This window comes from Croceitalea sp. MTPC5, assembly GCF_036985505.1.
GTDB lineage: Bacteria > Bacteroidota > Bacteroidia > Flavobacteriales > Flavobacteriaceae > Croceitalea.
In genome coordinates, this window is the sequence record NZ_BTGQ01000001.1 from 1021837 (window position 1) to 1046452 (window position 24616).

24 protein-coding genes are annotated in these 24616 nt (G+C 43.4%); all 24 read left to right on the forward strand.

The window, feature by feature from the left end; all coding sequences use genetic code 11:
• Window positions 1-66 precede the first annotated feature (66 nt).
• The 24 genes from AACM45_RS04725 (at window position 67) to AACM45_RS04840 (ending at window position 24615) form a co-directional block, all read left to right on the forward strand.
• Window positions 67-1482, forward strand: a complete 1416-nt coding sequence (locus tag AACM45_RS04725; RefSeq protein WP_339141088.1) for an NAD(P)/FAD-dependent oxidoreductase — start codon at window positions 67-69, stop codon at window positions 1480-1482.
• Window positions 1475-2803, forward strand: a complete 1329-nt coding sequence (gene nhaA, locus AACM45_RS04730) for a Na+/H+ antiporter NhaA (RefSeq protein WP_339141089.1) — start codon at window positions 1475-1477, stop codon at window positions 2801-2803. Before AACM45_RS04725 ends, nhaA begins: the two co-directional genes overlap by 8 nt.
• Window positions 2804-2819: 16 nt before the next feature.
• The gene (locus tag AACM45_RS04735; protein WP_339141090.1) at window positions 2820-3833 is read left to right on the forward strand and encodes a type II glyceraldehyde-3-phosphate dehydrogenase; all 1014 of its coding nucleotides are present in this window, start codon (window positions 2820-2822) and stop codon (window positions 3831-3833) included.
• 99 nt (window positions 3834-3932) lie between these two features.
• The gene (locus tag AACM45_RS04740; RefSeq protein WP_339141091.1) at window positions 3933-4994 is read left to right on the forward strand and encodes a class I fructose-bisphosphate aldolase; all 1062 of its coding nucleotides are present in this window, start codon (window positions 3933-3935) and stop codon (window positions 4992-4994) included.
• A 16-nt stretch (window positions 4995-5010) separates the two neighbouring features.
• Window positions 5011-6375 carry a dicarboxylate/amino acid:cation symporter gene (locus tag AACM45_RS04745; RefSeq protein ID WP_339141092.1) on the forward strand — a complete coding sequence of 455 codons (1365 nt, stop codon included), beginning with the start codon at window positions 5011-5013 and terminating at the stop codon, window positions 6373-6375.
• Window positions 6376-6394: 19 nt separating this feature from the next.
• The gene (locus tag AACM45_RS04750) at window positions 6395-8080 is read left to right on the forward strand and encodes an alpha-amylase family glycosyl hydrolase (RefSeq protein WP_339141093.1); all 1686 of its coding nucleotides are present in this window, start codon (window positions 6395-6397) and stop codon (window positions 8078-8080) included.
• Between the two features lie 75 nt (window positions 8081-8155).
• Window positions 8156-9034, forward strand: coding sequence for an alpha/beta fold hydrolase (locus AACM45_RS04755; RefSeq protein WP_339141094.1), 879 nt, complete (start codon window positions 8156-8158; stop codon window positions 9032-9034).
• 26 nt (window positions 9035-9060) lie between these two features.
• Window positions 9061-11601, forward strand: a complete 2541-nt coding sequence (gene glgP / locus AACM45_RS04760; RefSeq protein ID WP_339141095.1) for an alpha-glucan family phosphorylase — start codon at window positions 9061-9063, stop codon at window positions 11599-11601.
• A 24-nt stretch (window positions 11602-11625) separates the two neighbouring features.
• Window positions 11626-11847 (forward strand): hypothetical protein, encoded by a 222-nt coding sequence (locus AACM45_RS04765; protein ID WP_339141096.1) that lies wholly within the window; start codon window positions 11626-11628, stop codon window positions 11845-11847.
• A gap of 14 nt (window positions 11848-11861) precedes the next feature.
• Window positions 11862-13154, forward strand: a complete 1293-nt coding sequence (locus AACM45_RS04770; RefSeq protein ID WP_339141097.1) for an acetate/propionate family kinase — start codon at window positions 11862-11864, stop codon at window positions 13152-13154.
• Between the two features lie 127 nt (window positions 13155-13281).
• Entirely contained in the window at window positions 13282-14250 is a 969-nt protein-coding gene (locus AACM45_RS04775; protein ID WP_339141098.1) for an ATP-dependent 6-phosphofructokinase, read from the forward strand.
• Window positions 14251-14263: 13 nt separating this feature from the next.
• On the forward strand, window positions 14264-15259 hold the full coding sequence (locus AACM45_RS04780) for a 2-hydroxyacid dehydrogenase (RefSeq protein WP_339141099.1): 996 nt from the start codon (window positions 14264-14266) through the stop codon (window positions 15257-15259).
• Between the two features lie 25 nt (window positions 15260-15284).
• Window positions 15285-16115 (forward strand): universal stress protein, encoded by an 831-nt coding sequence (locus tag AACM45_RS04785; RefSeq protein WP_339141100.1) that lies wholly within the window; start codon window positions 15285-15287, stop codon window positions 16113-16115.
• A 15-nt stretch (window positions 16116-16130) separates the two neighbouring features.
• Window positions 16131-16685, forward strand: coding sequence for an ion channel (locus tag AACM45_RS04790; protein WP_286941381.1), 555 nt, complete (start codon window positions 16131-16133; stop codon window positions 16683-16685).
• Window positions 16678-17517 (forward strand): ATP cone domain-containing protein, encoded by an 840-nt coding sequence (locus AACM45_RS04795; RefSeq protein WP_339141103.1) that lies wholly within the window; start codon window positions 16678-16680, stop codon window positions 17515-17517. The genes AACM45_RS04790 and AACM45_RS04795 overlap by 8 nt, the downstream gene beginning before the upstream one ends.
• A 37-nt stretch (window positions 17518-17554) precedes the next feature.
• Window positions 17555-17809 (forward strand): hypothetical protein, encoded by a 255-nt coding sequence (locus AACM45_RS04800; RefSeq protein WP_339141104.1) that lies wholly within the window; start codon window positions 17555-17557, stop codon window positions 17807-17809.
• 88 nt (window positions 17810-17897) lie between these two features.
• A complete protein-coding gene (locus AACM45_RS04805) occupies window positions 17898-19277 on the forward strand; it encodes an MBL fold metallo-hydrolase (RefSeq protein WP_339141105.1) in 1380 nt (459 codons plus the stop codon).
• On the forward strand, window positions 19274-19717 hold the full coding sequence (locus tag AACM45_RS04810) for a hypothetical protein (protein ID WP_339141107.1): 444 nt from the start codon (window positions 19274-19276) through the stop codon (window positions 19715-19717). The genes AACM45_RS04805 and AACM45_RS04810 overlap by 4 nt, the downstream gene beginning before the upstream one ends.
• Window positions 19698-20186, forward strand: coding sequence for a hypothetical protein (locus AACM45_RS04815; protein WP_339141108.1), 489 nt, complete (start codon window positions 19698-19700; stop codon window positions 20184-20186). The genes AACM45_RS04810 and AACM45_RS04815 overlap by 20 nt, the downstream gene beginning before the upstream one ends.
• A 1-nt stretch (window position 20187) precedes the next feature.
• Window positions 20188-21690 carry a thymidine phosphorylase family protein gene (locus tag AACM45_RS04820; protein ID WP_339141109.1) on the forward strand — a complete coding sequence of 501 codons (1503 nt, stop codon included), beginning with the start codon at window positions 20188-20190 and terminating at the stop codon, window positions 21688-21690.
• A gap of 3 nt (window positions 21691-21693) precedes the next feature.
• Window positions 21694-22833 carry a saccharopine dehydrogenase NADP-binding domain-containing protein gene (locus tag AACM45_RS04825; protein WP_339141111.1) on the forward strand — a complete coding sequence of 380 codons (1140 nt, stop codon included), beginning with the start codon at window positions 21694-21696 and terminating at the stop codon, window positions 22831-22833.
• Window positions 22775-23668 (forward strand): ribose-phosphate pyrophosphokinase, encoded by an 894-nt coding sequence (locus tag AACM45_RS04830; protein WP_339141113.1) that lies wholly within the window; start codon window positions 22775-22777, stop codon window positions 23666-23668. Before AACM45_RS04825 ends, AACM45_RS04830 begins: the two co-directional genes overlap by 59 nt.
• Window positions 23669-23700: 32 nt before the next feature.
• Entirely contained in the window at window positions 23701-24315 is a 615-nt protein-coding gene (locus AACM45_RS04835; protein ID WP_339141114.1) for a hypothetical protein, read from the forward strand.
• Between the two features lie 6 nt (window positions 24316-24321).
• Window positions 24322-24615, forward strand: coding sequence for a phosphoribosylpyrophosphate synthetase (locus tag AACM45_RS04840; RefSeq protein WP_339141187.1), 294 nt, complete (start codon window positions 24322-24324; stop codon window positions 24613-24615).
• The last annotated feature ends 1 nt before the right edge of the window (window position 24616 follow it).

Below are 24616 nucleotides of genomic sequence, written 5' to 3' on the forward strand. Positions count from 1 at the left end.
GGATAATTGCTATCAAAAGCTATATAAATATGCTTATGGTAAAAAACTTTAAAACCCCAAATGGGCATGAAGAGTAATCGCATACCTGAAAACAGTACAGAGGCCAGTTGCAAAGTAACAGATTCGGTTTGTCTGCCCAACACCGTACTGCCGCGTGTAGTGGTGGTGGGTGGTGGCTTTGCAGGGCTGGCCCTGGTAGAAGGCCTTAAAAATAGGGAGGTACAGGTCGTTCTGATAGACCAAAATAACTTTCATCAGTTTCAGCCTCTGTTTTATCAAGTGGCAACTAGCGGTCTGGAACCAGATAGCATCGTGTTCCCCTATAGAAAACAGTTTAAAGGTTATGAGAACGTGAGTTTCAGGCTGGCCGAGGTAACGCGAATCGAGCCCTCTTCCAATACGGTTTTCACCGACAAAGGTAAACTTACCTATGATTATCTGGTCTTGGCAACCGGAACAAAGACCAACTTCTTTGGTATGGAAGAAGTGGAAAGGAATAGTTTGGGCATGAAGGATATCCGGGATTCCCTAAATATCCGCCACATGATGCTGCAAAACTTGGAGCAGGCCGCGATTACTTGCGATAATGAGGAACGCGATGCGCTGACCAATTTTGTGATTGTGGGCGGAGGCCCCGCAGGGGTGGAAATGGCTGGGGCACTGGCCGAATTCTGCAAGTACATTCTACCCAAGGACTATCCTGAGTATCCAAATACTATAATGAACATCTATCTCATCGAAGCTACAGATGAGTTGTTGGTCTCCATGTCCGACAAGGCATCCACAAAAACGCTTCAATATCTAAAGAACCTGAACGTGAAAGTGTTATTGAACGAGGCTGTCAGCGGATATGACGGTGATGTGGTACATATTAAAAGTGGAAAGAAAATCAGGGCCAAAAATTTAATTTGGACGGCAGGTGTAACGGGCCAGATACCAAAAGGCATCGAGCAAAAACATATAGTTAAGGGAAACCGTCTCAAAACGGACAGCTATCTTAAAGTTAACGGAATGGACAATGTATTTGCGATTGGGGATATCGCCGGGGTAATCACAGACGAGACCCCGAAAGGGTATCCTCAGGTAGCCCAAGCTGCCATACAACAAGGCAGACATTTGGCCAAAGTGCTGCTCAACACCATGCTTTCAAAGCCTTCAAAACCCTTTACGTACAGGGATAAAGGTTCATTGGCCACTGTCGGCAAGAGAAAAGCGGTCGCTGATTTAGGGAAGCTCCACTTCGGTGGGTATACCGCCTGGCTTTTATGGTCGGTTGTACACCTATTATCCATCAGCGGGTTTCGAAACAAATTTTTGGTGGGCTTCAATTGGGCCATAAGTTATTTTACCTATGAAAAAAGCAACCGGGTAATCATAAGAAATTTCAAACGGGATGCTTATATAAAAAACCAATTAAAATATAGTTCCAACAATGAATTGGAAAAGGATGTAAATCCCAAAAAATCCAGCATCGATGCCTAGACTCGACTCAAATAGGGGTATTAAAAAATTCTTCGGCAGCTCGGCCAAAGGACTCAATAATAGTGGCATTGTTCTCTTTATCACGGTCGTTATCGCTATGGCGTGGGCCAACTCGCCATGGAAGGGATATTATGTCGGCCTAATGCAAACAGATATTGCCTTTAGCGTGGGTACACTTCAGCTATCTGAGTCGCTACTGTTATGGATAAACGACGGCTTAATGGCCTTTTTCTTTCTACAAGTCGGTTTGGAGTTGAAACGTGAAATAATCGGTGGTAAACTTTCATCCCCAAAGAATGCGGTACTACCCATTGGTGCCGCTATAGGGGGCATGGTACTTCCTGCCCTTATTTATTTATTGTTCAACAGCTCGGGCGAAGCTTCTAATGGTTGGGGCATTCCCATGGCCACGGATATTGCATTTTCTCTGGGTGTTCTGGCCCTTGTCGGGAAAAGACTGCCTTCTGCATTGAGAGTTTTTCTTATTACGTTGGCCATAGTGGATGATTTGGGCGGTGTCTTGGTCATTGCCCTTTTCTATACCTCCGGTATATCCGAGATGGATCTACTACATGGGTTATTGTTCTTCGGAGCTTTGATCATCGGCAATTATGCGGGAGTGAGAAGCACTTGGTTCTATGCCATTATTGGTATCGGCGGTGTTTGGCTGGCCTTCTTTTTTTCAGGGGTACATCCAACCATTGCCGGGATTCTGACGGCATTTGCCATTCCTGGTAGGGTAAAAATTAAGGAGAATACCTTTTTAGAGCGTTTAGACCGTTTGCATAAGAGATTTCAAGAAACCAAGTCTATAAAGGGAACACTTATCTCAAAAACGCAATTAGAGATATTGGAGGATATCAAGACTGCAAGTTCCGAGGCTGAAACTCCACTTCAAAAATTGGAAAGGACTTTAAACCCAATAGTGGGCTTTGTAATTCTTCCCTTGTTCGCTTTGGCAAATGCCGGAATACATCTTCATGGAGATTTGTTGAAAGTACTATCCAGCCCCGTTAGCTTGGGGATTGGTCTAGGCCTGATTCTTGGAAAAGTCATGGGTATTGCCACTTTTTCAAGACTATTGGTCGCATTAAAACTCGCCAAGCTTCCGGAAAACGTGAATTGGAACATGATCTATGGCATAGGTTTTCTTGGCGGTATAGGTTTTACCATGTCGTTGTTTATAAACGAACTGGCTTTTACGGACGAGTCCCTAATATTTACGTCCAAAGTAAGCATCCTATTCGCTTCTATGATAGCAGGGGTAATAGGCGCGGTACTATTATACAGAAACAGTAAAAAATTAATAACAGTTAAATAATAATAATAATATGGATATGAAAAATATTGCAGTAATAGGATACGGAGTCATCGGAAAAAGAGTGGCCGATGCCATCAATGTACAAGATGATATGAACCTTGTCGGGGTTTGCGATGTCATAAGTGATTGGCGCATACAGACCGCCATTAAAAAAGGGTATTCGGTGTTCGCGGCTACAGGACAAGCAATGGGGCAAATGAAGATGTCTGAAATTCCTGTAGCTGGATCCATGCAAAATCTTCTGGGTCAAGTAGATTTGGTAGTAGACTGCACCCCAAAGAACATAGCGGCAAAGAACGTAGAGGTCTATAAAAAACAGGGTATAAAATTCATTCTTCAAGGGGGTGAAAAGCACGAGACAACAGGGCATTCCTTTAGTGCGGAAAACAATTATAGTACGGCGCTAAATATTGATGCTACCCGAGTGGTTTCCTGTAATACCACATCAATCTTGAGAACATTGACCGCTTTAAAAAGGGCAGATTTATTGGATTATGCACGGGGAACATTATTAAGAAGGGCCACCGACCCATGGGAAAGCCATTTAGGAGGTATAATGAACACCATGGTGCCCGAAAAAGACATCCCAAGTCATCAAGGGCCCGATGCGCAAAGTGTCGATCCGGATTTGGATGTCATTACTTCAGCGGTCAAAGTTCCCCAAACCCTTAGCCACATGCATTACTGGAACGTGAAGCTAAGGAAAAAAGCCTCAAAGGAAGAGGTGTTGAACGCCCTCAAAACCTCAAGTAGAATCAAGTTTATTCACTATGATCAAGGATTGGTCTCCAACAATACCATCAAAGAAATGTTTTTGGATATGGGTAGGCCTTGGGGCGATATGTACGAGGTAGCCCTTTGGGAAGATATGCTAAAGGTTGTGGGCGATGAACTCTTCTATGCCTATGTAGTAGACAATCAAGCAATTGTAATTCCTGAGACCATTGACGCCATTCGGGCCCTTACTGGTATTGAGACCGATGCGCACAAATCCATCGAAAAGACCAATGAAAGTTTAGGAATCGGATAAAAAAGGACAATGAAACATCTATGACCAAAAATTTTGTCACACAACGAAATGATTATTTGGATGTTACATATGGCCGTTGAAAAACAAAAAAATAAACACATGAAAACATACGAAAATATAGTGGAACAATTAGGGGACAAAGCGTCCTTCTATTTGGATCATGTAAGCGAAAAAATCACGAAGGATGAACTACAATTACCTGATGCTGATTTTGTCTCTAAAGTTTTTGTAAATAGCAATCGAAGCCCGCAAGTGCTTCGTAGTCTTGCCCAATTGTACGGACATGGCAATCTGAAAGATACTGGATATTTAAGCATACTTCCCGTAGATCAAGGAATCGAGCATAGTGCCGCTTTTTCGTTTTATAAGAATCCCGATTATTTTGATCCTGAGAATATTATAAAATTGGCCATTGGAGCTGGTTGTAATGGGGTAGCCTCAACTTTTGGGGCATTAGGTCTCTATGCCCGTAAATATGCACATAAAATCCCCTTTATTGTCAAGTTAAACCACAATGAGTTATTGTCCTATCCCAACACGTATGACCAAAATTTGTTCGGAAAGGTCAAGGAAGCTTGGAACATGGGCGCGGTAGCGATCGGGGCCACCATCTATTTCGGATCTAAGGAAAGTAATCGACAGTTAAAAGAGATAGCCGAAGCCTTTGCCGAGGCTCATAGCCTCGGTATGGCCACGATATTGTGGTGCTACACCCGTAACGACTCCTTCAAAACGGATAAAGAGGACTATCACACCGCTGCAGATTTAACGGGGCAGGCCAACCATCTAGGGGTAACCATACAGGCTGATATCATCAAACAGAAACTGCCCACTACCAATCATGGTTTTATAAACCTAAAGTTCGGCAAGTTTGATGAGGCCATGTACGATGGCTTAACAACAGAGCACCCTATTGACCTGTGCCGGTTACAGGTCGCCAATTGCTATATGGGTAAAATTGGATTGATCAATTCCGGCGGGGGCTCCAAAGGAGCATCCGACTTGACCGAAGCCATTACAACCGCAATCGTAAACAAGCGCGCTGGGGGTTCTGGTCTTATTTTGGGAAGAAAGGCTTTTCAAAGGCCTTTTAAGGACGGGGTGGAATTATTGCATGCCGTACAGGGTGTTTACCTTGAAGAAAGGATAACAATAGCATAATAATACTGATAAAAGAATGCTCGACACAGAAATAAAATCATTAAAATCCTTAAACCACTATCTACAAAGATTGGTTGAGAATCGGCTGTGGCTCAAAGTTATCATTGCTTTGTTTCTAGGTGTAGGTGTTGGCCTGTTGTTAAGCCCACAAAACGGTTGGATCACCAAAAGCACTGCCGATGTTTTAGGGAATTGGTTGGCCCTACCAGGTATGCTCTTCCTTAAATTGGTCCAGATGATCATGATTCCCCTAATTGTTGCTTCCATCATCACGGGCATAGCCAGTAACGACAAGGAAAATCTGAAAAGATTGGGAGGCGGTGTACTCTTATATTTTATATCGACAACAATTATATCGGTAACCATAGGTACGGTACTGGCCGTGATGTTTAGACCTGGAAAGTTTCTGCACCAACAGGCGGAAGTTGATCATGCAAATGCACTGGCCGACGCTGCCAAAAGTTCGGAACTTTCATTTGGAATAAATGATATTCCGAATGCCATAACAGATTTACTGCCCGAAAACCCATTGGCCTCCATGGTAAGTGGCGAAATGTTGAGCATTGTCATTTTTACTATTATAATCGGAGTTGCCGTATTGTCGCTGACCGAAGACTTGCTCAAACCTGTAAAATTGCTCTTAGGGGCCATACAGGAAATCTGTATGACGGTGGTCAAATGGGCAATGTTGCTGGTCCCGATCGCTGTATTCGGTTTAATGGCACAGTTGACCTCCAGTGTTGGTCTAAACTCGCTTTCAGGTTTGGGCTTCTATGTGCTCGTGGTACTGATAGGGTTGCTACTTTTGGTAGGTGTTTACCTCTTATTGGTAAGTCTACTGGGCCGGAGCAACCCGTTTAGATTTTTGAGAAAGATCACGGATGTTCAACTATTGGCATTCTCAACTACGAGTTCTGCCGCGGTAATGCCCCTTTCCCTAAAAACAGCGGAAGAAGAGCTCAAAGTGGATGGCTCCATCAGCAATTTCATTATTCCAATCGGGGCTACCGTAAACATGGATGGTACGGCCCTTTACCAGACCATAACGACTTTGTTTATCGCTCAGGCTTACGGACTTGAGATGGGCCTTCTGAATATTATTGTTGTCGTAGTTACCATAGTTGCTGCCTCCATCGGCACCCCTGCCATACCCGGAGGTGGTGTGGTGATTTTGGCTTCCGTTTTGTCAAGTGCCGGAATACCGGCCGAAGGAATCATCATAATTATTGGGGTGGAGCGCTTGCTCGGAATGTTCCGAACTGCAGTTAATGTTACCGGGGACCTAACGGCCTGTATGGTATTCGATAAATTTTATGGGAATAAATCAGAAGGAACCAATATACGCGATGTAAAAGCAAATACGGAATATTCCACTGTTTAAATGTTTAAATAACCGGATGATGATAAAATCAATAAACGAAGTAGATCTTTCCCCTAAAAAGGGCAAAGCGTACTGGGTAAACTGTCACAGGGAATGGCGCGAGGAGATTATTTATTTTCTTATGGTCGACCGGTTTCATGATAGTAATAAGCGGCATTCGAAGAATTTCGATATCCGTCATCCTGGTTTCGGGAATGAGGATCAATTGCGAAAGCCTTTTGGTGGTACCCTCAAGGGAATAATCAACAACATCGACTATATCAAAAATTTGGGCTGTACGGCTATCTGGTTAAGTCCCGTGTTTGAAAATAATCCGGAATCCTACCATGGCTATGCCATTCAGAATTATATGGATGTGGACAAACGCTGGGGCACGAAAAAAGATTTGGAAAGATTGGTTGACAAGGCACATGAAATGGATATACGGGTGTTCTTGGATGTCGTTTTGCATCATTCAGGCGATAATTGGTCCTATCCCTTTGATTACAACTATTATTATTTTAACGGAGAACGGTTTCCATTGGGGGATTGGCGGGAAAAGGACAGGCCCATACCCCTTGAACTGAGAAATCCCGAAATGTATAACCGAAAAGGGCAGATCAGGAATTTTGACAGCTATCCGGAGACCCAAGAAGGCGACTTCTTTACCTTAAAAACATTTAGAAACGATGGTTCCCCTGCTAGTGAAGATTTACAGGAGCTACTGGCCAAGATACACTGTTACTGGATACGTGAGACGGATGTGGACGGTTTCCGTTTGGATGCCGTCAAACATATGAAGGGTCAAGACATCAGCCGTTTTTGTTCGACGATAAGAGAATATGCCTACTCCTTGGGCAAGCGAAACTTCTTTCTGTTTGGCGAAATTATCGGTAACGATGAGATGGGCAATCCCTATATAGGCCCCAAAATGCTGCCGGAGGACCGTAATGTATATTATGGGCTAGATTCTATTTTGGATCACCCCTTACACAGGGTTTTGGCGGAAGTGATAAAGGGGAATTCATCACCGAACAGATTGATACGGCGGTATGCAGAACTGCAAAAGAATGCCCTACATCGCGGTGAGTATGGGGAATTCCTGGTGACTTATATCGATGATCATGATCAGGTTGGGATGGACTTTAAGCACCGCTTTGGCCATGATGCCACTACTGAGCAAATTGTAGCGGGCATGGGCTTTCTCATTTCTGCTCTTGGCGCTCCATGTATTTATTACGGTACCGAACAAGGTTTTGAGGGCAACGGTGCGGATGACCGATATATCAGGGAAGGTATGTTCGACCCCGATGATAAGGAGACGAACGTATTGAATCAAGGGTCATGGATATTCAAGAGAATTTCGGTCTTGGCTCACCTTAGACAAAAGGAAGCCATTCTAAAGTTCGGTCGAATGTATTTCAGGGAAACTTCAAAAAATGGGTTTGATTTTCAGTTTCCCGATTGTAAGGAATGTCTTTTGGCATTTTCAAGGATCCTACATCGGGGCGAGATCCTTGTCGTCTATAATTCTTCGCCAGAGGAAACCAAAGAAGAATACATAGCAATAGATAACTCTATCAATAAAGAAGGCACCCATATGGTATGCCTCTATGGGAACAAGAAAAAAATCAAGATAGAAAAAAATACAGATCAAGAAGCTGACCGCCTTTTCATCAAGGTAAAGCTAAAACCCATGGAGTTTTTGATGTTCAAGAACAATTAGGCGAAACAACAAACCAGGGCGAGTTCGATATGCGATAATGAAAATGCAATGACGAAAACAGTAAAAAGGATTTTTTTGGCAGTATTAGCGATTTTGGTATTGTTTATCTCGGTAGCGGGATACCAGTACCTAACGGTCGCTGTAGCTCCTGAATATGATCCAGAAACCATGCCCTTGAACTATGAAATAGTGGGTTCGGGAGAAAAAAACATGGTCTTGATCCATGGTCTGGCAGGTTCAAAAAACTATTGGAAAAGTGATTTGGAACAAATTACCGGAACGTATAGACTTCTTTTGGTCGACTTGTTGGGCTTTGGCGACTCTCCCAAGCCCCAAAGCGAATATACCCTCGAAATTCAGATCTCGGCTCTCGAAAAAATCGTTTCGGCAGAAGGCTTTAACAAAGGAGGAAGCCTCATTGTTGGTCATTCCTTGGGAGCCATGGTATCGATGGCACTTTTCGCAAAACATCCCAACTGGTTTAAGGGAGCGACCGTAATCGGCCTTCCCGTTTTTGAAAGCAGAGATCAATTTTTGGAACAGCTGCCAGGTGATTCGTTTTTTGATAAACTTGCCGTTGGTCCCTATGGTAAACTGTTCTGCATGCTCCACCCATTATACATTGTCAAATGGTTCAAGCCTGAGAATCTTACCGATGACGTTTTTAAGGACTCAAAAAAACATACCTGGCAGAGCTATTACAATTCGTTGAACGAGGTAATTCTCAAAACAGATCTATTTGTACTTACCAAGAACATACGTGACCGAAAAATCCTCTTTATCCAAGGCACAAACGATAAAGTAGCACCCTTTGTCAACGTCGAAAAGTTTGCAAAGTCCTTTCTCCGTTCAAAATTAATGGAAATACGGGATGGAGACCATCAGCTCTTTTTGAAAGAACCGCTTGAGGTTTGGAAAGCGATAGAAAATTATTTTGACGGAAAATCACAATGAAATGGAATAAAAATTAAAAAATGAAAATGAAAGAACAAAAGATCGATACAAACAAATTCTACGGATTGATGCATACTGACATCGAGGGAATCGATGATCTTATAGAACTTGCGCTCAATACCCGGTGGTCATGGAACCATGCCTCGGATAAATTATGGCAACGATTAGATCCCGAACTGTGGGAACTTACCCAAAATCCGTGGGTGATTTTACAGACCGTTTCACGCGACCTGCTAAAGGAGCATTTGAAAGATCCAGAATTCAGAGCGAAAATCAAAGGTCTTTTAGATGAGAACGAAAAAGCACTATCGGCCCCGACCTGGTTTCAACAAAACTACGCCAAGACCAAACTTACAGGTGTTGCCTATTTCAGCATGGAGTATATGTTGAGCGAGGCATTGCCCATCTACGCGGGCGGGCTAGGCAACGTGGCCGGTGACCAGTTGAAATCGGCAAGTGACCTGGGCGTACCTGTAGTTGCGGTAGGGCTGCTCTATGCCAAAGGGTATTTCCGTCAGAAAATCGACAAATATGGAACGCAAAATGCCTTGTTCCCCCATAATGACCCGGGACAATTGCCCGTTACACCCTTACGTCTACCGAACGGGGAGTGGCTTCGTATAAAGATATCGTTGCCCGGTCACCCGTTATGGCTTCGGGCATGGCAGGTACAGGTAGGAAGATCAAAGCTATATCTTCTAGATAGCAATGATGCTGCCAATTTACCTGTCCATAGAAACATTACCGACGAGCTGTATGGAGGTGGCCCCGATCATCGCATAAAACAAGAGATTGTTCTGGGTATCGGGGGCTACAAATTACTTAGGGCCTTGGATATCATGCCCGAAGTCTGCCATATGAACGAGGGCCATGCGGCGTTTCTCGTACTGGAACGTGCCAACGATTTTATGAAGATGAACGGAACTTCGTTTGAAGAGGCACTTGCCGTAACCCGATCGGGTAATCTATTTACGACGCATACAGCAGTTGCTGCCGGTTTTGATCATTTCGGTCCAATGCTCATGGAACAGTTTCTAGGCCAATACGCCAAAGACGAATTGGGTATCGATTTCAATGACCTCATGGCATTGGGGAGGGCAGATTCCAATAATAAGTGGGAGAGTTTCAATATGGCCTATCTAGCCATTCGTGGTAGTGGTGCGGTGAATGGGGTTAGCCGTTTGCACGGCGAAGTAAGCAGAAATCTTTTTCGGAACCTCTTTCGGCGATGGCCGATACCCGAAATTCCCGTTGGCCATGTCACCAACGGGGTACATATGCCCTCTTGGGATTCTGAATATGCGGACAACGTATGGACAGCAGCCTGCGGAAAAGATCGCTGGAGGGGCGAATTAGAGGACCATTCGGCACATATTTCTAAGCTTTCCGACGAAAAACTTTGGGAGTTTAGGAACCGATCCAGAAATCGCCTTGTCGATTTTGTAAGGGGAAGGTTTGAGAGGCAGGCGGTAGTCTCGGGCCTACCTGCGGAAGTAGTCGACATTGCAGACCAAGTTCTTGACCCGGACACCCTGACCTTGGGTTTTGCCCGACGGTTTGTGCCGTATAAGAGACCTGACCTACTCTTGCACGATACGGAAAGGCTCAAACGCATTCTTACCAATCCCGAGCGTCCAGTCCAATTGGTGCTGGCGGGCAAAGCGCCCCCATTTGATGAAGCGGGAAAAGGGTTGATACGAAAATGGGTACAGTTTATCCAACAACATAATCTGTATAGGCATGTCCTATTTCTAAGTGATTATGACATGATGTTGACGGAAAATTTGGTCCAGGGCGTGGATGTGTGGCTCAATACGCCAAGACGACCCTGGGAAGCCAGTGGTACTAGTGGCATGAAGGTGCTCGTAAATGGGGGCCTCAACTTGTCGGAACTGGACGGTTGGTGGGCCGAGGCATTCACCCCAGAAGTGGGCTGGGCATTGGGTGATGGGCAAGAACATGGCGATGACCCTGCTTGGGATGCAGCCGAGGCGATAGCTTTATATGAAATTCTGGAGCAACAAATAGTACCCGAATTTTATTCACGTAACAAAAAAGGCATCCCTGAACAGTGGGTAGGGCGAATGCGAAAAAGCATGGCGACCCTTACATCGCAATTTTCGGCCAATCGCACGGTAAGGGAGTACACTGAACAATTTTATCTGCCTGCAGCGGCCAAGTACAGGAAACGGGCAGCAAAAAAGGGAGCTGCGGGAAAAAGGATTTTAGACACACATCATGAGCTTATGAAAAGATGGGATACCATAAAATTCGGAAAAGTTAAAATCGAAAGCGAGCGCCAAAAACATCATTTTAAAGTACCGATATGGTTGAATGGACTGAATCCTCAAAATGTTCTAGTAGAGCTTTTTGCCGAAGGCATGAATGGTTCAGCGTCCGAAAATATCAGGATGAAAAATGATTGGATGGGTGAAGAAGGGGAACATAACTTTTATGCACAGGTAATCACTGACCGACCTACCGATCACTTTACCGTTCGCATCTTACCCAACTACGAAAGCGTATCCGTACCGTTGGAGAATAACTTGATACTATGGCAGCATTAAATCAAACTTCAAATAATCGGACAAATGAAAACACTGGAATATCACGAAACCATATTAAAAAAAGTCAGCTTCGACAAAAGGTTGTTAAAGATGGAACTGAAAAAGGCGGTCCGCAATACCACCTGTTCCGAACAGCCGACCCTTCTTGAATGGTGCGGAGAGCACCTTGGCAAGGAATACAAAAAGATGGCCGCCGGTTTTATGGAAAACAAAAGTTGTGCTTTCGAAGACGGGGGCAATAAATAAAATACCAAGTGAAAATGTATCCGCAAAATTCAAATCTTTTAACGATCAGTGCCGGTCCATCGAGTATTAGGTTCGCGATGTATGAAATGGCAGAAAATCCCGTGAAGGAACTTTTTGGCGATATCCGTCACATCGGTTCCGGTAACGAGGTTTTCAGGGTAACCCACGTTAAAGGCAATGAAAGGGAAAACTCACGGATATACGCTCCTGGCTTTTACCAAGCTACTGTTTTTTTAATAGGCTGGCTCAAAAACCAGCTGGGCTCTGATCGTATTGGGTACATAGGGCACAAGATAACATATGGATTGAACCATCATGGACCGAAAGTAATCGATACCGCCCTATTGGCTCAGCTGAAACAGATCGCGGACTATATTCCCGACCGTCTTCCCGCAGAGATTGAGATTGTTGAAACGTTCACAATGCGATATCCGACCTTACGGCAGGTGGCCTGTTTCGATACCAGCTTTCATGCAGACTTGCCTCGGGTTGCCAAGATACTCCCTATTCCAAGGCGTTTTGAACGGACCGGAATCCATAGGTATGGCTTTCACGGCCTGTCGTTTTCCCATCTCATGATTGAACTCAAAAAAAGGATCGGTATTCAAAAAGCCAATGGAAGGGTCATTCTTGTACATCTTTGTGAAGAAGCGAGTCTGACCGCCGTCAAAGAGGGCAAGAGCATAGATACCAGTATGGGGTTTACACCTTCGGGTGGATTGGTCATGGGCACACAAAGCGGAGATTTAGACCCCGGTGTTGTAGGATATTTACTGAAAAAAGAACGGTTGGTGGCAAAACAGTTCAACCGTTTAATCAATCATGAGGGTGGTTTGCTCGGAATCTCCGAAACAAGTGCCAATATACATGATTTATTACTGAAAGAAGGTGTTGATCCAAGGGCGGCGGAAGCGGTGGCCCTATTCTGTTACCAGATAAGAAAATGGATCGGAGCGTTTACCACCGTCTTGGGCGGACTGGATGTACTGGTTTTCTCTGGCGACATAGGCGAAAACGCCCCAATCATACGGTCAAGGATTTGTCAGGGACTTGACTTTTTAGGTATTGGCATCGATGAAGAACAAAACAGGAAAAATTCATATAAAATTTCGAACATGGACAGTACGGTACTGGTAAAAGTAATTCATTCTGACGAGGAGACCATCATTGCAAAAAATGTGGCCCAAGAGTATTTTAAAGATGGCAATGATGATAAAACAATACCATACGGACTTAGCGAAAGGCAAAAAAGTTCGAGGGCTTCCCTCCGAAGAAATTTTGGGAAATCCAACGTATGGGATGGGTAAATGGAATATTGTGATTTCTTCGTTCGGATTGGCGTACGAAATATCCGCTAGTTGAAACGACGTATTGTAAACCGGGCTGGTTATTCTTCTCGGGAGGTACTCAAAAAAAATATAAAGAATCAAGTGTATGAAGACTATTGAACACATAGCAATTTTTACATCGGGGGGCGATTCGCCTGGGATGAACGCTGCCCTGCACGGGGTGGCAAAAACCGCCGAGATGAACAACATAAGGCTTAGTGGCTTCAAAAAAGGCTACGAAGGTCTAATTGACGGTAAACCTGTACAATTGCATTCCAATGAGCTGAAAAAGTACGTTCACAGAGGTGGCACATTACTGAAAACAGCCCGGAGCAAGCGGTTTTTGACGTTGGAGGGAAGACAACAAGCTTTGGAAAATCTTAAAACGAACAAGATAGATGCCCTGATTGCGATAGGTGGTGACGGTACCTTTAAAGGGCTTTTGGCATTTTCAGAAATCTGTGACCTCCCATTTTTGGGTATTCCCGGCACCATAGACAATGATCTGGCCGGCACCGATTTTACGCTCGGTTTCGATTCTGCCGTAAATACTGCAATTGAAAACATCGATAAGATCAGGGATACGGCAGAAGCTCATAACAGAATATTTCTGATAGAGGTGATGGGTAGGGACTGTGGTTATATCGCCATCCACTCTGGATTGGGAACGGGGGCAGATGCCATTTTGATCCCTGAAAGCGCACATGACTTTATCCAATTGTTGGAAAAGGCGGGAAGTTACGATCGTGAAGATGCCTTTATCGTAATCGTTTCAGAAGGAGATGAACTCGGGGCCGAGGTGGCAGCGAAAAAGATAAAGGAAATAAACCCTGCAGTGGACCTGCGCATTACCAAACTGGGCCATGTGCAACGCGGGGGCAACTCATCCGCTTTTGATAGAATGTTGGGCATACGGCTCGGTGCCACTGCTGTAGAGGCACTTTTGCGCGGAAAGAAGAATGTCATGGCGGGAATCTTGAACAACGAACTGAGCCTGACTCCATTTGACCGAGTGGTAAAAGAGCATCAAGTGAACGATGAATTGCGGGGCCTTTTAAAAATTTTTGGCAATTAAAATTAAAACGCAAATGAAAACAACGGCATTCAGCACCCATAAATTTGAAGAACCATATCTCGTAAAAGCGAACAACGGTAAGCATCACTTAAAACTATTGGAAAGTCGTTTGACCGAGGAAACTGCTATTCTGGCCAAAGGCTCTAAAGCAGTAAGTCTTTTTACTGGCGATAATGCTTCGACAAAGGTACTTGAAAAATTGAACGCTATCGGTATCCAAAACATCGCATTACGTTCTGCAGGTTTCAATCACGTCGATTTGGCAAAAGCAGGTGAATTGAATATGAAGGTGGCCCGTGTCCCGGCCTATTCCCCCTATGCCATTGCCGAACACACAATAGCGTTGATACTTGCATTGAACAGAAAACTGGTTAGAGCCCACAATAGGGTCAGGGATATGAATTTCTCGCTGAACGGACTCACAGGGTTCGACCTGAACGGAAAAACTGTCGGGGTAATGGGTACCGGGAAAATTGGTAAAGTGCTCATCAAAATCCTTCATGGTTTTGGCTGTAAGGTAATTGCATACGACCTGGAGGAGGATAAGGAATTAAAAGAAAAGTACTGTGTACGTTTTACTGACTGCCGAACACTCTGCAGCGAAGCGGACATTATAAGCCTCCACGTTCCCCTCACATCAGAAACAAGGCATATCATAAATGCCGAGCAAATTGGAGTCATGAAAAAAGGTGTCATGCTCATCAATACGAGCAGGGGCGGTCTGGTAGATACCAAAGCCGTAATCGATGGGCTAAAAACCGGAAAGGTCGGGTATTTTGGCATGGATGTCTACGAAGAAGAGGAAGGACTGTTCTTTGAAGACCATTCCGACGAGATTTTACAGGATGATGTGATTGCCAGATTAATGACCTTCCCCAATGTTTTGATAACCAGTCACCAAGCTTTCTTGACTGATACAGCTCTGACCAACATTGCCGAAACCACCGTGTATAACCTAGACTGTTTTGAAAATGAAACAGTTTCAGGGAATGAAGTAAAAATAAATTAAAACAACTTATAAAACGATAGTAAGGATGAAAAACATATTGGTACCCACAGATTTTTCCGAGAACTGCGACAAAGCCGCCGATTTGGGCATTGAAATGGCTAAACTTTATGATGCCGAAATCCATTTTTTCCATTTGTTACAGACCCCTGTCGATTGGGTCAAATTAGATAAGCAAAAGGAAAAACGGTATCCAGAAACCCTAAAAAAAATTGGAAAAGCGAAAGCTTCGTTACGTGAACTGGAAAAAAAGGCCGAAAAAGAAAATCTAAAATGCCTGACCTTTTTACAATTTCATGTAGATCAAGACAACATTCTGAAACATTCGGGTCATTATGACCACGACTTTGTTATTACAGGAAGCAGTGGCACCAAGGGCATAGTTCGTGAACTTCTTGGAAGTAACGTAGAGCGTTTGGTAAGAAAATCCGATGTACCGGTCATTGTGGTAAAAGAAGATGATGTGAGGTTTCCTTTCAAGGATATCGTCTTTGTCTCAGATTTTTTGGAAGATGTCAGCGATGCCTTTAGGGAAGTGCTCTCTATCGCAGAAAGATGCAATGCAAAAATTCACCTTTTGCGCATCAACACAGAATCGGACCGTAACAGTATTGCCCTCGGCCTAGACCCCATACGAAAATTTTTAGAGGGTTTTCCCGAACTCAAGAATTTCTCTATGAATGTGTATAACGAGAACCAAGTTGAAACGGGCATCAACACATATTTGAAACACAACAAAGGTGACCTGATCGCCATGTGTACACATGGCCACACAGGCTTTTTGAGCTTGTTCTCCAAGAGTATCGCCGAGGGTGTAGCCAATCATTCCGCACTTCCGATAATGACAATCAAAATTTGAAAATATTATAACACCATGTCGGATAACTTAAATCAAATACGAGAAAAACCCTTTTACAAACTATTGTTGGGCAGAACGGTATTGCCCCTGGTTACCATTTTGGGAATAGGCATCCTGTATGTTGTTTTAATGTCAATGATAGATCATCCGGTTTTACCATTTCATATTATCATTATAGTGGCAGCTTTAGGTAAAACCATCGTAATAACGGTTACCACCTTGAAAAGATTATCAAAATTGATAAAGATCTGTCACTCCCTGGAACGATTGCTTTGGGTTTTCGGATTGATAATTATCATAAGTATTTTCTCCTTTGCAACCGATTATGCCTGTCTTTACCAATTCAGCCATACCACTTTTGAAGGTGTACCTGATTATTCAAATTCGTACATATATAATCTATACCACTTTTTCTATTTCAGTGTGATTACTTTTTCAACCGTGGGCTATGGCGATATTATCCCAACTTCTGACGTGGCCAGATTCGTTGTTATGCTTGAAATATTTTTAAGTTTTTTCCTTATCGTCTTTGCTTTGGCCAATATTAAAAAAATACACATCAATGAATAAGATAAATATTATTAAAGCTAGCGGGGAGAAAGCACCTTTTCAAATAGAAAAAGTGATACGTTCATTAGAACGGGCCGGTGCGGATAAATTGTTGGTCGAAGAGATAGTTCAAGATATTGAAAAAGCAGTTTACGATGGAATGACCACCAAAAAGATATATCAAATGGCCTTTAAAATTCTAAAGAGAAGATCAAGGGTAAGTGCCTCCAAATACAAACTCAAAAAAGCCCTTATGGAATTGGGGCCTTCGGGCTATCCATTTGAAAAATTTGTTGGGGCCATATTGAGTCAAGAAGGTTTTGATACAAAAGTCGGGGTAATCGTTCAAGGCAATTGTGTACAGCACGAAGTGGATGTGATAGCTGAAAAAGACAACAAGCATTATATGATCGAATGTAAATACCATAGTGATCAGGGCAGGTTTTGTAATGTGAAAATTCCACTCTATATCCATTCAAGATTTTTGGATGTGGAAAAACAATGGGAAAAACAGGAAGGCCATAAAACAAAGTTTCATAAAGGGGGTGTTTATACCAATACCCGTTTTACCACCGATGCTATACAATATGGCACCTGTGTTGGGCTGATGCTTACAAGTTGGGATTATCCGAATGGGAACGGTCTGAAAGAACGCATAGACAAATCCGGCCTACATCCCTTAACCTCTTTAACAACATTGACAAAGGCCGAGAAATCCAAATTATTGGATAAAGGCATTGTGCTCTGCAAGAATATTAACGAAAACCCATCACTATTGGAGCAAATAGGTATCACCAAGCAACGACAAAAAAAAATTCTCGAAGATTCAGAAAAATTGTGCACAGCACATTAAACCAATAAACATTAATTAATCCTAAAAAAGAACACAGATGAAAACAGAAGCATTACAAAAACAGAACAACATCGAACTGGAGCCATTTTACCAAGCATTGGAGGATGATTCCAAATTACTTGAAGAAGCTTTTGAAATACTATTGGAGATGGTAAGCACCGACCCGAAATCTGCCAAGAATATGGCGGCTCTCATTAAAAAAGACTTTCACGGTCTGTATAAGGAAATTGCCGCATTGTGCGAAACGGACCAAAACAAAGGAGGCATGCCTTCATGCTGTGGAGGGCATTAAGAGTTTAGGAAGGTACTGATCCATTTAACAGGCCAGGAAAATTAGGGCATTCACAAGGAGCTTGCGCTACAATCTAAAGATAGAATCAATGAAAGACAATATTATCAACATCCACTTTTTGGGGGCGGCGGGAACGGTAACCGGATCGAAATACCTTTTGGATACCGGTGAACGCAAAATCTTGATTGATTGTGGCCTTTTTCAGGGATTAAAAGAATTACGGTTGAAGAATTGGGAATATCTCCCTATACAAGTATCGGAAATCGATGCCGTACTACTTACCCATGGCCACATGGACCATACCGGTTATATGCCACTTTTGGTAAAACAAGGGTTCAGGGGTCCCATTTACGGCACCTATCCCACTTTAGACATTGCCGAGATCATCCTTAACGACAGTGCCAAGATACAGGAGCAAGAAGCAGAAAGAGCAAATAAAGAGGGCTACTCCAAACATCGTCCTGCACTGCCCCTTTACAACCTAAAAGATGTGGAGAAGACCCTGCCCTATTTCAAAGGCCTACCACCTTCCCAATGGTTGCCCATTGTTAAGGGTATCAGAGCCAAGTTTCAATACAGTGGGCATATCCTGGGGGCGACAACTATTGAACTGGATGTGATGGACAAGCGTTTTGTCTTCTCGGGTGACATTGGAAGAGTCAACGATTTGTTGTTATACCCGCCCATAAGACCCAAAAAGGCTAATATCCTTTTTATAGAATCTACCTACGGTGGCCGCACCCATCCTGAGGAAGAAGAGGCAATGCCAAAGATAGCGGCCTTGGCCACCAAAACGTTGCAAAGGGGTGGTAGCCTGTTCATTCCAAGTTTCTCCGTTGAACGTGCCCAATTGATGATGTTGATACTCTATCGGCTTTTAAAGGAGGAAAGGATACCAAAGGTAGGTATGGTGATGGACAGCCCAATGGGTGTAGATGTTTTGGAACTCTTCCACAAAACCAGGGACTGGCACAGGCTGAACAAAGAAGAATGCGATGCCATGTGTTCGCATTTCACCATTGTCAGTAGTTTTTACGAAACCATGCAACTGCAGGACGATGGCAAGCCGAAAATTGTGATAGCAGGCAGTGGGATGCTCACCGGAGGGCGCATGCTGAATTATTTGGAGACACAGGCCCAGAATCCAAACAATACATTGTTGTTTGTAGGCTACCAGGCTGAGGGTACCCGTGGAAGAAAACTGTTGGAAGGCGAAAGAGAGCTTAAAGTATATGGAAAAGAAGTGCCTTTTAAAATGGAAGTTGTGGAAATCGAAGGGCTTTCTGCCCATGCCGATCATAACGAACTTTTGGATTGGTTGAAGGATTTAGAATCAAAGCCCGAACACATTTTTATCACACACGGCGAGTCGGAAAGTGCCATGGCATTAAAGGAAGGAATTAAGGAAGAATATAGCTGGGATGCCGAGATTCCCGAGCTGTACATGATCAGAACAATAAATAATTGATAAACACACCCATGGAGTTGGCCATAGGAATCATATTGGGTTTTGCCACCGTAATCTTAGCAAAGGTTACAGGTTTTTCAAGAGACAGGGGTTTCTACCCACTACTGTTGATTGTGATTGCCCTCTATTATGTGCTTTTCGCATTTCAATATGCTGTGAATACGGCCATATTGCTTGAGGTTGGAATAGCATTGATTTTTTCCGTTCTGGCCTTTATCGGCCATAAGAGAAGTTTAATCATCGTGGCTGCGGGTCTGGCCCTGCATGGGATCTATGACCTCTTACATAGTGCGATACCATATACTACAGAGGCTCCCGATTGGTGGGCCATGTTTTGCCTAGGATTCGATGTGGTGCTCGCCATTGGCCTGTTATTGGCCATACGTTGGTATAAATATCAAAATAATAAATCCCAATACCATGAAAGGAACGAATCATAAAAATAGTACAGTGAAGAAAGCCCCTGAGATAACGGCAGAAGATGTGCTTCGACCCTTGAAGCTATCAATTTTGTTATCCATCTTGGGAGAGGCCGTCATATTGGTAGTATGGGGTATAGTACTGTATCCTGAGGGAAATCTTCTGCATAAATTTTTATGGGCCATTGTTTTTTGTGGTTTGGGTATGGGGGCGGCCATAGGAGCAATCATTGCCCTGGTGGTCGTAGGGAGATGGACAGGGGCCTTTGCGGTTATCTTCTGTGCAGAACTTTCAGCTATAGTATTGGGACTTTTCTGTAATTACCTCTGCTATTCTCTGGATATGCACTTCAATTATTTTGGCAGCAATGAAACGCCTTTGCTGTTTTTCATCAGTGGTATTGTAATGGCCACAATTGGTGGTGCCATAGTCGGATGGTTCTGCTTTACCGAAAAAGGAAAAAGAATATTAAGCAAATACAAACTGTAAAATGAATGATAAATCGAACATACTCAAATACAAACATCTTGGGATCTACACACAAAACGAGAATGTGGCCTACATGAGAAAAGACTGCCATGTCTGTATCTCGGAGGGTTTTGAGGCCCTCACCCGCATCCGTATTTCCACTTTGCGTTCTTCAATCGTGGGCAGTCTCCATGTGGTGTCCTCTGAAATACTCCAACCAGGAGAAATCGCCCTATCGGAAACAGCGGCTGACAAACTGAAGGTTACCGAAGGCGAGACTTTGTGTGTATCACATCTTGAACCCATCGAATCATTGGGTCTAGTGAGGGCAAAAATCTATAATCAAAAATTGGATTATCAAGCCTACAAAAATATTATCACCGACATCATAGAGGGCGACTACTCGAACATTCACCTTTCGGCTTTTATAACGGCCTGTGCAGGAAACCGAATGGACATCGACGAAATCATATCGTTGACAAAGGCAATGATAAGCTCTGGGAAACAGTTGGACTGGAACAAGGACATCGTGGTTGACAAACACTGTATTGGGGGTTTGCCGGGTAATAGAACTACACCCATTGTGGTGTCAATTGTAGCTGCGTATGGGTTTACCATGCCCAAAACCTCATCCCGGGCCATCACCTCCCCGGCCGGTACGGCCGACACCATGGAAGTACTCACCAATGTGACCCTATCCCCTGAAGAAATCAAAAAAGTGGTCGAACAGGAAGGCGGGTGCTTTGTTTGGGGCGGTACGGCTGAACTGAGCCCTGCAGACGATATATTGATCAAGGTCGAAAAGGCCCTGGATATTGATAGCGAAGGGCAACTTATAGCATCGGTCCTTTCAAAAAAGGCTGCAGCGGGGGCCACCCATGTGGTCATTGATATTCCGGTAGGCAAAACGGCCAAAGTACGTAACGAGGAGGCTGCACTCCAATTAAAGGAATTTATGGAAGTGGTGGGCGAGGCCATTGGTTTAAAGGTAAAAGTCGTGATTACAGATGGTACACAACCCGTGGGCAGGGGCATCGGTCCCAACCTGGAAGCAGTAGATGTCATAAGTGTTCTGAAAAACGAAGAAAAAGCCCCTAAAGACCTCAGGGAACGTTCCCTAGCATTGGCTGGAGAATTATTCGAATTATCCGGGAAAGTGGCACAGGGAATGGGCAAAAGTGTTGCCAAGGAGATTTTGGATTCTGGAAAAGCCCATAAGAAGTTCATGGCCATTTGCACAGCGCAAGGAAGGTACTCACATCCCATCGTGGCCCCATATCATTTCGAGATGCATGCTCCCAAATGTGGCACAATAAAGAGTATCAATAATAGAAAGATTGCAAAACTCGCGAAACTATCGGGGGCACCCCAATCAAAAACAGCGGGTATCTCAATAAACATTCGTTTGAACCAAGAAGTGGAAAAAGGGGAATTGCTCTATATCCTTTACGCTGAATCCGAAGGGGAATTAAACTATGCCCTGGAATACTATGATAACCAAGAAGACATTATTGAAATTGAATAACAAATGAAAGCGAGGGATAAAATACTGATAATCGGCGGATATGGTACCGTTGGCTCTTTGGTTTCGGCGCAATTGGCCAAGCGATACCCATCAAAAATCATCATAGCCGGTAGAAACAAGACCAAAGCTGAAGCGCTTATAGGTGAGCATAGACTTGCTGCACGTGCCATTTATATGGACATAGAGAAAGAAGACTTTCGGGAAGTCAACTTTGAAGAACTACATACCGTTATCAATTGCTTGGAAACCGATAACATTTCCTTTTTGCTTGACTGTATCAACCTCGATATCAATTACACCGAGGTCGGCGCTTCCTATGAGAGCCATAGACGGTTTTTCGAAATTGCAGATTACATCAACAATTCATACAGTCTGGTTGTACCCAGTGTAGGTCTGATACCTGGTCTATCCAATGTCCTGGCGTACAACGGAGCCAGAACTTTCGATAGGGTTGAAGAAATACACAACTACATCATGCTTGGGCTTGGTGAGTCGCATGGAATAGATTCCATCCGTTGGATGTTAAAAAAGGCAGGTAGCACCTTTGAAATCAAAGCAAAAACAGGCAAGGTTCGCGTCAAAGGTTTTACCCATCCAAAGTCCACATTTTTGCTTAACGAAGACAAAAAGCGGACTTTTTACCTGTTCGATTTTTCAGACCATCACATCATACCACTTTTCATAGAAACCAAAGCGATGGATACCCGAATTGGGTTTGATTCCCGAATGGTTAGCAAACTGTTTTTCCTACTTCAAAAAATGGGGATCTTGAAATGGTGCGAACAAATAGACCCAAGGCGTTTGAAAAAGGTACTCGACCTCATGGGTCTGGGGTCTAATCAATATGCACTGCAAGTAGAGATCAAAGGCACTGATAAAAAGCAAAATCCCTTGACGCTGAAATATTTGGCATCTGGCCGTAATGAGGCATTGGCCACGGCCTCGGTCACCTCATTTATCGCCGATTTGCTCTATACCAATAGAACTTTGAACGGGTTAAAGCACATAGAAGAAATATGTGATTGGGGTGAACTGAAAAGGTATATGGAAAAGCAAAAAATAACAATTATAAACGAAGAAACTTATGAAAACAATATTGTTCAGTCTTCCCGGAAATCAGGAGCTCACCGAATTATTGGCTGAAAAAATGAAAGCGGAAATCGGGGAATGTACCATACGCAAATTTCCGGACGGGGAATCCTACACGCGTATCCTTTCCGATGTAAAAGACAAATGTGTGGTCATGGTCTGCACCTTGCATGAACCCGATGAAAAACTATTGCCGTTGTATTTTTTAAGCCACACCGCAAAATCTTTAGGCGCGATGTGTACGTGCTTGGTGGCCCCCTATTTGGCCTATATGCGACAGGACAAGGTCTTTAATGAAGGGGAAGGCGTCACCTCTAGCTTCTTCGGGAAATTGATTTCGGGTTTTGCCGATAGCATCACCACCATTGATCCCCATTTGCATAGAATACATTCGTTGGGCGAAGTATATAACATTCCGAACAGGGTCATCCATGCTGCTGACGAAATCTCCAAATACATCAAGGAAAACATTCATAATCCGGTACTCATCGGACCCGATTCCGAGAGCGAGCAATGGGTTTCCGATGTGGCAAAAAAAGCGGGAGTACCCTTCACGGTGTTACAAAAGGTCCGCCATGGCGACCGCGATGTTGAAGTTTCCGTTCCAGATGTAGATAAATATAAGGAAGCGACGCCAGTTTTAGTAGACGACATCATTTCTACGGCCCGAACCATGATAGAAACTACGGATCATTTGAAAAGTGCGGGAATGAAACCTGCAATATGCATTGGCATTCATGCCGTATTTTCAGGAAATGCCTATCAAGATCTATGGGATACTCATGTTGAGGATATCATTACCTGCAACACGATTCCACACCAGTCAAATAAAATTGATTTGAGCGATGTAATCGCCAAGGAAGTAAAAGAATTGATGCACCACATATGAAAATAGGATTGTACTTAATAGTATACGTTTTTATGATTTTTTCCGCATACCCACAAGATAAAATGTTGATCGGACAATTGTCCGATAGATGGGTGGTACGGGAAAATTTTAATAAAAATGGAGACTTTCTGAACAAGCAGACCTTTATAGCAGGAAAGCTAAAAGAAGTCGATGGATATTATGAAGTTGAGGTGGTTGCCGAACTGTTTGACAAGGACAAAAAATCTACTGACAAATACACCACGACTTATCGCTGTAAGCCCGATGAAGCCAGTATAATGGTGATGGCCTTTCCGTTTTCGAACCCAAAATCCAAGGAAACCGAAATCAGTACGACCTCTGAAAATTTCAAGGAACTTTATGATCTGTCGAACTTGGAAAGTGTTGAACTCGAAATGAGTTTCGACTCCGGATTGTTGAATTTCTTTGGTTCTAACAGCAAAATAAAAATTTATGACCGGGTGTTGGAATCCAATGGAAATGGAAAAACAATTAAATCCAGAATCAATATCAAGGCCTACGCCATTGGAATACGAATTAGGCAGTTGGACTATGTCGCAAGTGAAAAACTAACAAGTAAAAACTTGTTATCATTCCAGAAATTTACTGAAAAGGACGGAAGCTATTTTACGATGACATACAAATAATAAATGATGAGAAACTACGACACCCTTTCAGAAGCAATCAATGATTTACAGATCAGGGGATATACCTATGATTTTAATTTGGAGCCCGATTGTATAAAATGTGCTTCATTGGAATTGGAAATGTATCCCGAAGAATTTGAAGTGGATGAACTGCACCGTTTTGAAGGCATGAGCAGTACCGATGACAATAGCATATTATATGCCATATCTTCCAAAAACGGAGTTAAAGGTATCTTGGTAGATGCTTACGGAGTATATGCCGAGAACATCTCGGAAGAAATGAGAAAAAAATTACGATAAC

What these genes read in the sequence shown, in the direction of transcription:
- AACM45_RS04840 (WP_339141187.1), top strand. Translation starts at nt 24,322, where the DNA reads ATGAGAAACTACGACACCCTTTCAGAAGCAATCAATGATTTACAGATC.
- AACM45_RS04745 (WP_339141092.1), top strand. Translation starts at nt 5,011, where the DNA reads ATGCTCGACACAGAAATAAAATCATTAAAATCCTTAAACCACTATCTA.
- AACM45_RS04800 (WP_339141104.1), top strand. Translation starts at nt 17,555, where the DNA reads ATGAAAACAGAAGCATTACAAAAACAGAACAACATCGAACTGGAGCCA.
- AACM45_RS04785 (WP_339141100.1), top strand. Translation starts at nt 15,285, where the DNA reads ATGAAAAACATATTGGTACCCACAGATTTTTCCGAGAACTGCGACAAA.
- AACM45_RS04775 (WP_339141098.1), top strand. Translation starts at nt 13,282, where the DNA reads ATGAAGACTATTGAACACATAGCAATTTTTACATCGGGGGGCGATTCG.
- AACM45_RS04765 (WP_339141096.1), top strand. Translation starts at nt 11,626, where the DNA reads ATGAAAACACTGGAATATCACGAAACCATATTAAAAAAAGTCAGCTTC.
- AACM45_RS04795 (WP_339141103.1), top strand. Translation starts at nt 16,678, where the DNA reads ATGAATAAGATAAATATTATTAAAGCTAGCGGGGAGAAAGCACCTTTT.
- AACM45_RS04780 (WP_339141099.1), top strand. Translation starts at nt 14,264, where the DNA reads ATGAAAACAACGGCATTCAGCACCCATAAATTTGAAGAACCATATCTC.
- AACM45_RS04830 (WP_339141113.1), top strand. Translation starts at nt 22,775, where the DNA reads ATGAAAACAATATTGTTCAGTCTTCCCGGAAATCAGGAGCTCACCGAA.
- AACM45_RS04820 (WP_339141109.1), top strand. Translation starts at nt 20,188, where the DNA reads ATGAATGATAAATCGAACATACTCAAATACAAACATCTTGGGATCTAC.
- AACM45_RS04815 (WP_339141108.1), top strand. Translation starts at nt 19,698, where the DNA reads ATGAAAGGAACGAATCATAAAAATAGTACAGTGAAGAAAGCCCCTGAG.
- AACM45_RS04805 (WP_339141105.1), top strand. Translation starts at nt 17,898, where the DNA reads ATGAAAGACAATATTATCAACATCCACTTTTTGGGGGCGGCGGGAACG.
- AACM45_RS04770 (WP_339141097.1), top strand. Translation starts at nt 11,862, where the DNA reads ATGTATCCGCAAAATTCAAATCTTTTAACGATCAGTGCCGGTCCATCG.
- AACM45_RS04725 (WP_339141088.1), top strand. Translation starts at nt 67, where the DNA reads ATGAAGAGTAATCGCATACCTGAAAACAGTACAGAGGCCAGTTGCAAA.
- AACM45_RS04835 (WP_339141114.1), top strand. Translation starts at nt 23,701, where the DNA reads ATGATTTTTTCCGCATACCCACAAGATAAAATGTTGATCGGACAATTG.
- nhaA (WP_339141089.1), top strand. Translation starts at nt 1,475, where the DNA reads ATGCCTAGACTCGACTCAAATAGGGGTATTAAAAAATTCTTCGGCAGC.
- AACM45_RS04750 (WP_339141093.1), top strand. Translation starts at nt 6,395, where the DNA reads ATGATAAAATCAATAAACGAAGTAGATCTTTCCCCTAAAAAGGGCAAA.
- AACM45_RS04735 (WP_339141090.1), top strand. Translation starts at nt 2,820, where the DNA reads ATGAAAAATATTGCAGTAATAGGATACGGAGTCATCGGAAAAAGAGTG.
- AACM45_RS04740 (WP_339141091.1), top strand. Translation starts at nt 3,933, where the DNA reads ATGAAAACATACGAAAATATAGTGGAACAATTAGGGGACAAAGCGTCC.
- glgP (WP_339141095.1), top strand. Translation starts at nt 9,061, where the DNA reads ATGAAAGAACAAAAGATCGATACAAACAAATTCTACGGATTGATGCAT.
- AACM45_RS04825 (WP_339141111.1), top strand. Translation starts at nt 21,694, where the DNA reads ATGAAAGCGAGGGATAAAATACTGATAATCGGCGGATATGGTACCGTT.
- AACM45_RS04790 (WP_286941381.1), top strand. Translation starts at nt 16,131, where the DNA reads ATGTCGGATAACTTAAATCAAATACGAGAAAAACCCTTTTACAAACTA.